The sequence below is a fragment of the Clostridium tagluense genome (assembly GCF_003865095.1).
Lineage (GTDB): Bacteria > Bacillota > Clostridia > Clostridiales > Clostridiaceae > Clostridium_AD > Clostridium_AD tagluense.
On record NZ_BHYK01000006.1, the window covers coordinates 156,714 to 168,269 of the forward strand.

10 protein-coding genes and 19 tRNA genes are annotated in these 11,556 nt (G+C 34.2%); 2 read left to right on the forward strand and 27 right to left on the reverse strand.

The window, feature by feature from the left end; genetic code table 11:
• Window positions 1–12: 12 nt before the first annotated feature.
• From pyrE to pyrB, 7 genes are all read right to left on the reverse strand, one after another.
• Window positions 13–579 carry an orotate phosphoribosyltransferase gene (gene pyrE / locus Ctaglu_RS07330; RefSeq protein ID WP_124999590.1) on the reverse strand — a complete coding sequence of 189 codons (567 nt, stop codon included), beginning with the start codon at window positions 577–579 and terminating at the stop codon, window positions 13–15.
• 63 nt (window positions 580–642) lie between these two features.
• Window positions 643–1,539, reverse strand: coding sequence for a dihydroorotate dehydrogenase (locus Ctaglu_RS07335; RefSeq protein ID WP_124999592.1), 897 nt, complete (start codon window positions 1,537–1,539; stop codon window positions 643–645).
• Window positions 1,532–2,209, reverse strand: coding sequence for a dihydroorotate dehydrogenase electron transfer subunit (locus Ctaglu_RS07340; protein ID WP_233439713.1), 678 nt, complete (start codon window positions 2,207–2,209; stop codon window positions 1,532–1,534). Before Ctaglu_RS07340 ends, Ctaglu_RS07335 begins: the two co-directional genes overlap by 8 nt.
• Before the next feature lie 139 nt (window positions 2,210–2,348).
• Window positions 2,349–3,212 carry an orotidine-5'-phosphate decarboxylase gene (pyrF, locus tag Ctaglu_RS07345; protein WP_124999596.1) on the reverse strand — a complete coding sequence of 288 codons (864 nt, stop codon included), beginning with the start codon at window positions 3,210–3,212 and terminating at the stop codon, window positions 2,349–2,351.
• Window positions 3,213–3,254: 42 nt separating this feature from the next.
• Window positions 3,255–4,451 carry a dihydroorotase gene (locus Ctaglu_RS07350; RefSeq protein WP_124999598.1) on the reverse strand — a complete coding sequence of 399 codons (1,197 nt, stop codon included), beginning with the start codon at window positions 4,449–4,451 and terminating at the stop codon, window positions 3,255–3,257.
• A gap of 124 nt (window positions 4,452–4,575) precedes the next feature.
• On the reverse strand, window positions 4,576–5,010 hold the full coding sequence (locus tag Ctaglu_RS07355) for an aspartate carbamoyltransferase regulatory subunit (RefSeq protein ID WP_124999601.1): 435 nt from the start codon (window positions 5,008–5,010) through the stop codon (window positions 4,576–4,578).
• Window positions 5,010–5,936 (reverse strand): aspartate carbamoyltransferase, encoded by a 927-nt coding sequence (gene pyrB / locus Ctaglu_RS07360; RefSeq protein ID WP_124999603.1) that lies wholly within the window; start codon window positions 5,934–5,936, stop codon window positions 5,010–5,012. Before pyrB ends, Ctaglu_RS07355 begins: the two co-directional genes overlap by 1 nt.
• 376 nt (window positions 5,937–6,312) lie before the next feature.
• On the opposite strand from pyrB, the gene Ctaglu_RS07365 reads away from it, so the two are divergent.
• On the forward strand, window positions 6,313–6,741 hold the full coding sequence (locus Ctaglu_RS07365) for a hypothetical protein (protein WP_124999605.1): 429 nt from the start codon (window positions 6,313–6,315) through the stop codon (window positions 6,739–6,741).
• A 128-nt stretch (window positions 6,742–6,869) separates the two neighbouring features.
• On the forward strand, window positions 6,870–8,192 hold the full coding sequence (locus Ctaglu_RS07370; protein WP_124999698.1) for an IS3 family transposase: 1,323 nt from the start codon (window positions 6,870–6,872) through the stop codon (window positions 8,190–8,192).
• Between the two features lie 55 nt (window positions 8,193–8,247).
• Here Ctaglu_RS07370 and Ctaglu_RS07375 read toward each other — a convergent pair whose 3' ends face one another.
• The 20 genes from Ctaglu_RS07375 to Ctaglu_RS07470 form a co-directional block, all read right to left on the reverse strand.
• Complete coding sequence (locus Ctaglu_RS07375; RefSeq protein ID WP_124999607.1) at window positions 8,248–9,471, reverse strand: hypothetical protein; 1,224 nt, start codon at window positions 9,469–9,471, stop codon at window positions 8,248–8,250.
• 340 nt (window positions 9,472–9,811) lie between these two features.
• A tRNA-Arg gene (locus tag Ctaglu_RS07380) sits at window positions 9,812–9,888 on the reverse strand.
• 54 nt (window positions 9,889–9,942) lie between these two features.
• Window positions 9,943–10,016: transfer RNA gene (locus Ctaglu_RS07385), tRNA-Gly, on the reverse strand.
• Window positions 10,017–10,021: 5 nt separating this feature from the next.
• A tRNA-Gly gene (locus tag Ctaglu_RS07390) sits at window positions 10,022–10,096 on the reverse strand.
• A gap of 24 nt (window positions 10,097–10,120) precedes the next feature.
• A tRNA-Leu gene (locus Ctaglu_RS07395) sits at window positions 10,121–10,204 on the reverse strand.
• 15 nt (window positions 10,205–10,219) lie between these two features.
• Window positions 10,220–10,295: transfer RNA gene (locus Ctaglu_RS07400), tRNA-Lys, on the reverse strand.
• Window positions 10,296–10,299: 4 nt separating this feature from the next.
• Window positions 10,300–10,374 (reverse strand) — tRNA-Gln (locus tag Ctaglu_RS07405).
• Between the two features lie 8 nt (window positions 10,375–10,382).
• Window positions 10,383–10,458, reverse strand: a tRNA-His gene (locus Ctaglu_RS07410).
• Window positions 10,459–10,462: 4 nt separating this feature from the next.
• A tRNA-Arg gene (locus Ctaglu_RS07415) sits at window positions 10,463–10,539 on the reverse strand.
• 29 nt (window positions 10,540–10,568) lie between these two features.
• Window positions 10,569–10,642 (reverse strand) — tRNA-Gly (locus Ctaglu_RS07420).
• 14 nt (window positions 10,643–10,656) lie between these two features.
• A tRNA-Pro gene (locus Ctaglu_RS07425) sits at window positions 10,657–10,732 on the reverse strand.
• 15 nt (window positions 10,733–10,747) lie between these two features.
• Window positions 10,748–10,823, reverse strand: a tRNA-Lys gene (locus Ctaglu_RS07430).
• A 5-nt stretch (window positions 10,824–10,828) separates the two neighbouring features.
• A tRNA-Arg gene (locus Ctaglu_RS07435) sits at window positions 10,829–10,905 on the reverse strand.
• Window positions 10,906–10,935: 30 nt separating this feature from the next.
• A tRNA-Gly gene (locus Ctaglu_RS07440) sits at window positions 10,936–11,010 on the reverse strand.
• Window positions 11,011–11,034: 24 nt separating this feature from the next.
• Window positions 11,035–11,118, reverse strand: a tRNA-Leu gene (locus Ctaglu_RS07445).
• A 15-nt stretch (window positions 11,119–11,133) separates the two neighbouring features.
• Window positions 11,134–11,209, reverse strand: a tRNA-Lys gene (locus Ctaglu_RS07450).
• A gap of 4 nt (window positions 11,210–11,213) precedes the next feature.
• Window positions 11,214–11,288: transfer RNA gene (locus Ctaglu_RS07455), tRNA-Gln, on the reverse strand.
• Window positions 11,289–11,296: 8 nt separating this feature from the next.
• Window positions 11,297–11,372 (reverse strand) — tRNA-His (locus Ctaglu_RS07460).
• A 4-nt stretch (window positions 11,373–11,376) separates the two neighbouring features.
• A tRNA-Arg gene (locus Ctaglu_RS07465) sits at window positions 11,377–11,453 on the reverse strand.
• Window positions 11,454–11,482: 29 nt separating this feature from the next.
• Window positions 11,483–11,556 (reverse strand) — tRNA-Gly (locus Ctaglu_RS07470).

Sequence of the window (11,556 nt, forward strand, 5' to 3'; positions counted from 1 at the left end):
TTTATCATGTATTTATTTTATATTTCTACTACCTGGTTTTATATAAGCTGTTCCTTCTTTGCAAAGTGGACATACTGATGCATCATAACTTTCAATATCTAACTTTATAGCGCTATAGATAGGATAAGGAATAGTACTACTTCCTCTATCTACAATACAACATATTCCAACTACCTCTGCACCAAGTTCCTTTAAAACTTCTATTGTTTCTAGTGAAGATTTACCAGTAGTTACTACATCCTCTGTAATTAAAACCTTCTGACCCGTCAATATTTCAAATCCCCGTCGCAGTTCGAAGGTGCCGTTTACCCTTTCAGTAAATATAGCAGGCTTTCCAGTTTGTCTACCTACTTCATAAGCCACTATTATCCCACCCATAGCCGGTCCTACTACCACATCAAACTCTATATCTTTAATTTTTTCTACTGCTACACTTAACACTTTCTCAGCCTTATCTGGATATTGAAGCAATTTTGCACATTGGCAATATCTGTTACTGTGTCTTCCCGATGATAACAGAAAGTGACCCTCGAGTAGTGCTCCTGATTCTTTTAATATATCTAAAACATTAATATTCATAACATAGCCTCCCTTTTTTTTTACTAGCTCACTGTGAAAATTCACTTTTAACTTCTAATTGTATTAAATAATTCCTCTAATCTCACTTAAATCTTTAATACCTTCCCGTATCATATAATTTTCTATTCCATCTATTATATCATTGCAAATATCCGGTTTTATGAAATTCGCAGTTCCAACTTGAATTGCCTGCGCACCTACCATTATAAATTCTATAGCATCTTCAAAACAGCATATACCACCCATACCAACAACCGGTATGTTTACAGCCTTGCATACTTCATGAACCATTCGGAGTGCCATAGGCTTTATAGCAGGTCCTGATAGCCCTGCATATATATTATTAAAAATTGCTTTTCTTTTATGTATATCCACTGCCATGCCCTTAAAAGTATTTACCAGGGACAATGCATCTGCCCCAGAGTCGCAGCAACGGTATGCCATATCTACTATATTCTCTGCATTTGGTGAAAGTTTTACCATAAGGGGTTTCTTGCAAATACTTTTCACTTCCCTAACCATTTCATAGGCTACCTTTGAATTAATTCCAAAAGCCATACCTCCACATTTTACATTAGGGCAGGATATATTTAATTCAACTATATCTATAGCCTCATTATTTAATCTCTCTATGGCAGCTATATATTCTTCTATATTGCCACCTCCAACATTTGCAATTATAGCTGTATTATATTCCTGCATCTTTGGAAGCTCTAATTTTATAAATTTTTCAATACCTGGATTTTGAAGCCCTACACTATTTAACATTCCACCTCTTGTTTCAAAAACACGTATACCATCATTACCCTGTTTTTCATTAATTGTAAGTCCTTTAGATGCTATGCCACCCAATTTTCCGATATCAAAATATTGATTATATTCAGCTCCGAATCCAAAAGTACCAGATGCCGCTATTACAGGATTTTTTAAGTTCACACCACATAATTCAACATTAATCATTATAAATCAAATCCTTTCCAAGAAAAACTGGACCATCTTTGCAGGTTCTTTTGTTTCCACCCTTGGTTTTACAAGTACATACAAGACATGCACCTATCCCACAGGCCATATGGGTTTCCATCGACACATAAACAGTTACATTAGCATCATTGCATAAACTTATAACCTTTTTCATCATAATTTCTGGTCCACAGCATATAACTGTTTCATATTTTTGTGGATTTATTATATCTGTTATATATCCCTTATGCCCTTTTAAACCACTTTCTGTGGATAAATAAACTTTATTTACATATTTTTCCACAGAATCCACAGAATAATCCACAGTTCTAAATCCAGAATACAAATCTATTTCACAGTTTGTAAGGCTTTTTATAAGATAAATAAGTGGCGCTATGCCAATTCCTCCAGATACTACAGCAATTTTCCCTTTTATTTTCTCTACATCAAATCCGTTTCCTAAAGGTCCCATTATCTGAACTTCCTCATTTTCCTTTAATTTACTAAGAAGTTTTGTACCTTTACCTACTATTCCATATAAAAAGCTTATTTTCTCTTCGTCTACATCATAAACACTTATAGGTCTTGGTAATAACGGTTCAAGATCCCCTACCTTTAACATAAAAAATTGACCCGGTTTTACATTAAATTTGCCCTTTATAGAAAGCATATACACACCTTCACTTATTTCAACATTTTCATATATTTTCTCTACGCAGCATATCAAATAAACTCCTCCAGTATGTTAATAAAAATCATGTACTATCTTTTTTACACTCTAATTTTAATAAAAATTAGAGATTACTTTACTACTTTGCAGCTTTTCTTATTTCATCTCGCATTTTTATTGCCTCTTCTCTAGCAAATTGTTCAAAATGACTCCATCCGTTTTCTACTTTCTTGTATGCAAGTAAAATACTTCTAGAGGCATTTACCACCCCGCCATTTCCATTTTTCAAATATATGGCCACATCCTCAGCCCCGCCACCTTGTGCTCCATAACCTGGTATTAAGAAAAACATTTTTTCTAGGTCTTTCCTCATCTTTAATCCTTCATCTATATGAGTGCACCCTACAACTCCACCTAATGCGCTATATCCACATTCGCCCATAAATCCACTTCCAATTTTCAATAGTTTTTCCCCTACAACATCATAAACCCTTTTATTTTCTTTATTTTCTATATACTCTATATCCTCTGCCCCACTATTTGAGGTTCTTATTAATGAAAATAATCCCTTTTCCTTGTTTTTTAAATAAGGAAGATAAGGTTCTATGCTATCCATGCCCATATATGGATTTACAGTTATAAAATCACTTTCAAAATCTCCTTCAAAATGAGCTTTAGCATACATTTCCGCAGTTTTTGCAATATCTCCTCTTTTGATATCTGCAATAACAATGCCGCCTTTATTTTTTATATAATTTAGGGTATCTTTATATACTTTTAAGCCTTTGAGTCCAAGGGCTTCATAATATGCTATTTGTACCTTATAACAAGCCGCTACATCAAATGTGGCATCAATTATTTGCTGATTAAATCTATACAAAGCATAATCCTCATATACAAACTTATTTTTAAATTCTGTTGGTAAGTATTCTAGTGCCGTATCAAGTCCTATGCATACGTGACCTTTCTTTTCTACACTTTCAAATAATTTATCTATAATCATCAGTTACCCCACCTTTGCTATTTTATTTATAAATCAACTACTTTATTTAAAGGTTTTAGCTTTATAAACTATTTTCCCTGCCTTAATGGTGCACATTACGGTTCCCATTACACTCTTTCCATCAAAGGGAGAATTCATTCCTTTTGATAAAAACTCCCTGGCATCTATATTATACTTAGTTTTAGTATCTAAGAGCAGCAAGTCTCCATCAAATCCTATTTTAATTTCACCCTTGTTTAGTCCCATAATTTTAGCTGGGTTTTTCGACATCAGTTCTGAAAGTTTGTTTAGAGTAATATGTCCTTCACCTATAAGTTTAGTGAAACATACAGGAAAAGAAGTCTCTAGACCTGATATGCCAGGGGCCCCTTTTATTTTATCTTCCATACTATGTGGTGCGTGGTCAGTGGCTATAACATCCACAAACCCATCTTTTATAGCTTCGATTAAGAAAGTGACATCTTCTGCTTCTCTTAGTGGAGGGTTTACTCTATACTGAGTTTCTGAAGTTAATGCTAAATGATGTGGTGTAACTTCGCAGGTTATCCTTGCACCCTGCTGCTTCGCCACTATAATATCATTCATAGCCTCTTTTGTACTAACATGAGCTAAGTGAAGTTTACAACCTGTGAATTTTGAAAGTGTTATATCTCTTGTTGTCATGAGATTTTCAGCAAGTCTAGTATCAATGTCTACCAATTCTTCATTTTCAGCATGAGATATTATTGTTAAATTCTTTTCATTGGCCATTACCATTGCATTAAGCATCACAAGGCTACTAGAAACTCCTCTGCCATCATCTGATATAAATTTTACTTCATTAGTTAGCTTCTCTAAGTGATCTATAGATTGCCCCAATAAATCTTCTGTAATAGATGCACATTGATGAATATCTACAAGATTTATTTCTCTAGCTTTTTTTAATACCATATTTATAGTGTCCATGGAGCTACATACTGGCTTTGTATTTGCCATAAGGTTTATGGCAGTATATCCACCACGCAGCGCCGCTCTACTTCCAGATAATAAATCCTCTTTATAGGTGTATCCAGGTTCTCTAAAATGACTGTGAAGATCTACAAAAGAAGGAGCTAAAATATATCCCTTTCCATCTAGAACCTCACAGTCTTTTTTTAGTTTTTCTCCTATTTCACATATTATTCCACCATTTATATATACATCAGAAGTAAAATCCTGTGATGAATCGACTATTCTTGCATTTTTAATTAATAATTCCATAATTATGTCTCCCTTCATACTACATTGTGACACAGGTTAATATACTTTTATTAACCTGTTATTAATTCCAATGTACCTAAGATTTATATGTAGGATCTAAATCACAATTTAAATCCTGCATGCTTTATAATCTACTTGTAGGGTTATTAATCTCATCGCAATATATACATCTGTACTCGCCTTTTTGTCTATCTGCTAAATAGAAGCTATGCAAAACTTCTTGCTCTACAGATGTTATACATCTCGGATTATCACATTTTATAACATGCTCAATTTTATCTGGCAATCTAAGTTTAACTTTATTTTCAATTTCTTCTCCAGATATTATATTTATTGTTATGTTAGGGTCTATAAAACCTAGTACTGTAAAATCTATATCAATTTCGTTTTCTATCTTAATTATATCTTTGTGGCCAAGTTTCCCACTAGGTGCATTCATAATAAGGGCTACTGTAAAGTCAGCATTATCAAGGCCTAAATATTTAAATATTTTTATTCCAACACCGGCTTTAATATGATCTATTACTATTCCTCTTTTTATACTATTTATTGTTACCATTATTTGTCCACCCCCAAAAGCTTAGCAATAAGTGCCATTCTTGCGTACATACCATATTTTGCTTGTCTAAAGTAACACGCCCTTGGATCAGTATCAATTTCTACAGCTATTTCATTAACTCTAGGAAGTGGATGAAGAATTATCATATCTTCCTTGGCGATTTTCATTTTGTCTTTATCTAATATATAACTATCTTTAAGCCTTATATAATCATCCTCATTAAAAAATCTTTCTTTTTGGACTCTAGTCATATATAAAATATCTAAATCAGAAATAACATCTTCTAATTTTCGAGCTTCCAGAAATTCTATATTATTTTTTCCCAATACTTCTGTTTTAATGTACGTAGGAATTGTTAACTCATTTGGTGAAATTAGTACGAATTTGATGTTTTCATATCTTGACATGGCTTTTATTAATGAATGAACAGTTCTACCAAACTTTAAATCCCCACAAATTCCTATAGTTAAGTTTGATAATGTTCCTTTGATATTTCTTATGGTTAAAAGATCTGTTAGTGTTTGAGTTGGATGTTGATGTCCGCCATCACCTGCATTTATTACTGGCATTTTTGAATTCATGGATGCAATCTTCGGAGCTCCTTCTTTTGGATGCCTCATTGCTGCGATATCTGCGTAACATTCTACTGTTCTTATAGTATCTGCTACACTTTCTCCTTTTGCTGCTGAACTTGATTGCGCCTCAGAAAAACCTAATACCCGGCCTCCGAGTCTTAACATTGCCGCTTCAAAGCTTAATCTTGTTCTTGTACTTGGTTCATAAAACAATGTTGCCAAAATTTTTCCATCACAAATATGCGAAAATTTTTCAGGGCTTTTGATTATTTCATCTGCATAATCAAAAATCTCCTCAAGTTCTAGCAGTGTAAAATCCATTGGGTCAATTAAGTGTCTTCCTTTTAACATATACATCTCTCCTTTTCAGCCTCTCCGGACTAAATTTAAAGGTACTACGATACTTTTAATATTGGGTTCATTTATTTAATAATTACTAAATAAAAAAACGCCATCTCTATTATGAGAAGGCGTAGCAATAACAATATAAAACATTTGCTTCCTTCTCAGCCTCTCGGACTAAATTAAAGGTTATTTATTTATTCTTTTATTTATAATACTATATCTTTTCATTCCTGTCAACATAAATACGCGAAACCCTTCCTTGTTTGATTTACTTATTTGTTAGTTTATGAGATAATGATTCCATTATTAATTGTAGCGACCCAGAAGATGGTTTAACAATTAAATAAAAAATATATTATTAAAATTTTGAGGGGGCATAAACATGGGACAAAATGCTAAATTATTTCAACAATTTATAAATGAAAATACTATACCTATGGTTACTAATAACAATATTGAAGGGTTTACGACTTTTGTTATTCCTGAAGAACAAGCAATTAAAGGTGCTAAAGTTAAGGTTGTAGTGGCTATAACTGATGATGATGCCTACGCTGATATGTATATATATGATATTGCTAATGTTATTAATGATGATACTGTAAAAGCAAAATTATATAAACTCTTAAACGACCTTAATAGTTCTTATAAATTCATATCTTTTTATGAGATAGACAATATAATAAATGCTAAATGTTGCATACCTTTTAGTAACAATTTTGATGCACAATTAGTTTTTAATATCCTTTCAGTTCTATCTAGTGCTGTAGAAGATGAATATGATAACATCATGAAAACCTTATGGGATAAATAGTTTAAAATAAAAAAAAGCGTCATAAACAATTATAGTAAAATGGATCCTATATGATGGACACTTAAAAAAAGTCTATTCATATAGGATCTTTTTTTGTACAATAAAATTAGAGGAAGGTTGTGAAAACAATGAGTAAAAAATTATTTACTAATGAGGATATTTTATCTCTCTCAAAAAATAGATATGTTAAGAGAGTTAGTGAAAAAGGTATCACATATACAGATGAGTTTAAATCATTATTTATAGCTGAGCATAGTATGGGAAAATTGCCGTTTCATATTTTTCAGGATACCGGATTTGATGTAGATGTACTTGGTAATCATAGAATCTGGTGTGCAAGTAAAAGGTGGCGTGATGCTTATAAAGAATCTGGAGAATTAGGACTTAGAGATACTAGAAAATTTAAAAGTGGACGTCCGCTTAAACGTCAATTAACATTGGAAGAAATAATTACAAAAAAAGATGCTGAAATTGCATACTGGAAAGCTGAAGCAGAACTATTAAAAAAAATCGAGCGGCAAGAAAGGCAGGTGAAAAGCGGTAGCTTAAGTATCTCTTCAACTTTTGCGCTTATTCAAAATATCCTCTCTGAATTTAAATATAAAAATATCATCAGACATTTATGTGACGTAGTCGGAGTATCAAAATCAGGTTATTATAATTATCTAAAATCTGAATCCACACGTAATATTCGAGAGCAAAAGGATTTGGAATTAAAGATAATAATTCTTAAGGCATTTGATCATAGAGGTTTCAAGAGGGGTTCGCGCTCTATTAAGATGCTACTCGAGCAAGAGTTCAACTTAAATATTAATAGAAAATGTATTCAAAGAATTATGCGTAAATATAATATTAAGTGCCCTATTAGAAAAGCCAATCCTTATCGTAGAATGATGAAAGCCACTAGAGAGCATACCGTTGTACCAAATCTTTTAAATAGGGAATTTAAGCAGGGCGTAGCAGGAAAAGTTTTGTTAACAGATATCACCTATATGCCATATGGAGCTTCCTGTATGGCTTATTTATCAACGATTAAAGATGCTTCTACAAATGAAATACTTTCGTATCACTTATCAAGACGTATTACATTAGATATTGCAACAGAAACGATTGAAAAATTAATTAAATCACATAAGAAATTATTGACTTCAGAAGCTTTTATACATTCAGACCAAGGTGTTCATTATACTAGTCCACGGTTTCAAAAACTACTTAAAAAATATAAACTTGGACAGTCGATGTCTAGAAGGGGAAACTGTTGGGATAATGCCCCACAAGAATCTTTTTTTGGTCACATGAAGGATGAGATTGACTATAAAGGTTGCGATACATTCACAGATTTACAGAATCTAATTGATAATTATATGGATTATTATAATAACTATAGATATCAATGGGGATTAAAAAAACTGACTCCTGTACAATACAGAAATCAGCTTTTAATTGCATAGTCTTTTTTTAATGTCCTTGACATAGGATCCATTTCATAGTTTATGACGCTTTTTTTTATTTTATAGGTAGTTCTGTGGAAACCATCTTCATTATATCAGTATAGTTAAATGAATTGGTTGAATTTACTTTTGGTAATACAATATCAACTTTTCCATTTATATTAGTCATATCAGTATTAAAGTCCACAGCTATAGTATATATACCAGTAGGATTGCTTATGCTACTAGCTTTTGAAGCATTTCCTGTTAATTTAATTATGTTAGGTAAATCAACAACAAATTCAGCATTTCCCTTTTCATTTATAATATAACCATCTTCATTAATAGTATATCTAATTTTTATTCCCTTATCTCCAAGAATTTTTAGTTTATCAATAGAATTTAGTGATTTATCTAAACTTGCGAGTCCTTGTGGCCATTGAGTTGTTAAGTTATCAAATGCTTTGTTTAGTTCATCCTTACTAGTTTTGTCTGTTGTATTAGTTATATCACAAACTGACATTATAGCTGTCATATACTCCTTAACAAAGTTCATAGCATCCGTATTTTTAGCAAGATTATTCAATGTATAATGCATTAACTCCTTAAAGGACTTATCAGTTAATGTCACTTCATAAGTATCTGTAGATTTCATTTTATTATCTTCTAAAAAGCCTTGACCCCCTAAATGTTTAACATAATCTGTAGTTGGATTAAATTGTTTTGCATACTTAACCATAAAATCAAGAAATTTAGGTTGAAATTCTTTACTAAAAGACATAAGTTTTTTATAATCAGTTTGAGGCATACCTTCTGAACTTGGCATATCAGCTAAATTCATTACCATATAATCTTTACCCTGTAACTCCTTTGGAAATTGAGAAGCCATTAATTGAGGAATTTTAATTACCTCATTAACTACAGGTTTATCTCCAGCTGCATCTACATCAGCCCAAACACTCATATTTATAGGAGCAGGCGTTTTGCCTAATTGTAAATTTATATCACTTTGCATTTTAGAAACTGTTTTTTCTTTATTCTGATTAATTTTAGTTAGCATAGAAATATTCATTCCATTTATCATAGGCAATGTTGCATTCATCATTTCTTGTTCCTGTGCTGACATATTAGAACCTGAAACTTTTATGGAAATATCAGTTTTACTCTGCATAGAAGTTATTGTTTGAGATTTTCCAAAGGCATTCATAAGTTCTAATCCACTATTTGAGCATCCAGTGACTAATGAAGCTGTCATAATCAAACCCATACTTAATGCTACTACTTTTTTAATTTTTATCATTTTTGTTTCCCCCTATTAATATTATATTTTAACATTCTAAATTTGTACTAATCCATTATTACTAATATATTTCTTTACCCCCTATATATATTCCATAAAGTTGTACCTTTAATTATATTACATATATTAGATTTGTAAATACATTGTTTCCAAACTATACAAATAGTTGACTCAAATGTCATTTTTCATGTTTAACATTTATTCTACCATTATATAGAAAAAAAGTAAAGGTGAATTTTATAAAATAAGCTTAAAATATGAAATTAGACTAAAATATCTGTACAATGACAAAAATATAGCAAGATTTACATTTCTGTAAACCTTGCTATTTAATCACTTTTGGTGCGCCCAGGGGGAGTCGAACCCTCGACCTTCAGATTCGAAGTCTGCAACTCTATCCAACTGAGCTATGGGCGCAAAATAAAATTAATTTTTAAAAAAGTCTTTAGTATAAATACTAAAGACTTAAATTGGAGCGGGTAGAGGGAATCGAACCCTCGTAATTAGCTTGGAAGGCTAACACTCTACCATTGAGTTATACCCGCGTATTTGGAGCGGGAGACGAGATTCGAACTCGCGACGTTCACCTTGGCAAGGTGACGCTCTACCACTGAGCCACCCCCGCATGTTGTTTGTTTATAAATAGTAATGGTGCAGGTGAAGGGACTTGAACCCCCACGCCGTAAAGCGCTAGATCCTAAGTCTAGTGCGTCTGCCATTCCGCCACACCTGCGAATAATTACTATTTTGGTGGCTTACCGGGGAATCGAACCCCGGACACCATGATTAAAAGTCATGTGCTCTACCAACTGAGCTAGTAAACCGTATTGGCTGGGAGGGCAGGATTTGAACCTACGAATGCCACAGTCAAAGTGTGGTGCCTTACCGCTTGGCGACATCCCAGCATTAAATGGGGTGAAAGATGGGACTCGAACCCACGACAACCAGAATCACAATCTGGCGCTCTACCAACTGAACTACTCCCACCATATGGTGTGTCTTAAGGGATTTGAACCCCCGGCCCACGCCTTAGAAGGGCGTTGCTCTATCCAACTGAGCTAAAGACACTTGTGTATTTATTATATGCCTAAGCATATTGGAGCGGGTAGAGGGAATCGAACCCTCGTAATTAGCTTGGAAGGCTAACACTCTACCATTGAGTTATACCCGCATATTATTTTTTAATGGTCGGGGTGACAGGGATTGAACCTGCGACCTCATGGTCCCAAACCACGCGCGCTCCCAGCTGCGCTACACCCCGGCATTATTTAAAAAATGGTGCGACACCAGGGAATCGAACCCTGGACACCCTGATTAAGAGTCAGGTGCTCTACCAACTGAGCTAGTGACGCATATTTGGTGTGTCTTAAGGGATTCGAACCCCCGGCCCACGCCTTAGAAGGGCGTTGCTCTATCCAACTGAGCTAAAAACACACATGTAATTATTATATGCCTAAGCATATATGGAGCGGGAGACGAGATTCGAACTCGCGACGTTCACCTTGGCAAGGTGACGCTCTACCACTGAGCCACCCCCGCATGTTGTTTGTTTATAAATAGTAATGGTGCAGGTGAAGGGACTTGAACCCCCACGCCGTAAAGCGCTAGATCCTAAGTCTAGTGCGTCTGCCATTCCGCCACACCTGCGAATAATTACTATTTTGGTGGCTTACCGGGGAATCGAACCCCGGACACCATGATTAAAAGTCATGTGCTCTACCAACTGAGCTAGTAAACCATATTGGCTGGGAGGGCAGGATTCGAACCTACGAATGCCACAGTCAAAGTGTGGTGCCTTACCGCTTGGCGACATCCCAACAATAAATGGGGTGAAAGATGGGACTCGAACCCACGACAACCAGAATCACAATCTGGCGCTCTACCAACTGAACTACTCCCACCATGTGGTGTGTCTTAAGGGATTTGAACCCCCGGCCCACGCCTTAGAAGGGCGTTGCTCTATCCAACTGAGCTAAAGACACTTGTGTATTTATTATATGCCTAAGCATATTGGAGCGGGTAGAGGGAATCGAACCCTCGTAATTAGCTTGGAAGGCTAACACTCTACCATTGAGTTATACCCGC

Coding starts and splice junctions, on each gene's coding strand:
- pyrE (WP_124999590.1), bottom strand. CDS start 579: ATGAATATTAATGTTTTAGATATATTAAAAGAATCAGGAGCACTACTC.
- Ctaglu_RS07335 (WP_124999592.1), bottom strand. CDS start 1,539: ATGATTAATGTTGAATTATGTGGTGTGAACTTAAAAAATCCTGTAATA.
- Ctaglu_RS07340 (WP_233439713.1), bottom strand. CDS start 2,209: ATGCTTTCTATAAAGGGCAAATTTAATGTAAAACCGGGTCAATTTTTT.
- pyrF (WP_124999596.1), bottom strand. CDS start 3,212: ATGATTATAGATAAATTATTTGAAAGTGTAGAAAAGAAAGGTCACGTA.
- Ctaglu_RS07350 (WP_124999598.1), bottom strand. CDS start 4,451: ATGGAATTATTAATTAAAAATGCAAGAATAGTCGATTCATCACAGGAT.
- Ctaglu_RS07355 (WP_124999601.1), bottom strand. CDS start 5,010: ATGGTAACAATAAATAGTATAAAAAGAGGAATAGTAATAGATCATATT.
- pyrB (WP_124999603.1), bottom strand. CDS start 5,936: ATGTTAAAAGGAAGACACTTAATTGACCCAATGGATTTTACACTGCTA.
- Ctaglu_RS07365 (WP_124999605.1), top strand. CDS start 6,313: ATGGGACAAAATGCTAAATTATTTCAACAATTTATAAATGAAAATACT.
- Ctaglu_RS07370 (WP_124999698.1), top strand. CDS start 6,870: ATGAGTAAAAAATTATTTACTAATGAGGATATTTTATCTCTCTCAAAA.
- Ctaglu_RS07375 (WP_124999607.1), bottom strand. CDS start 9,471: ATGATAAAAATTAAAAAAGTAGTAGCATTAAGTATGGGTTTGATTATG.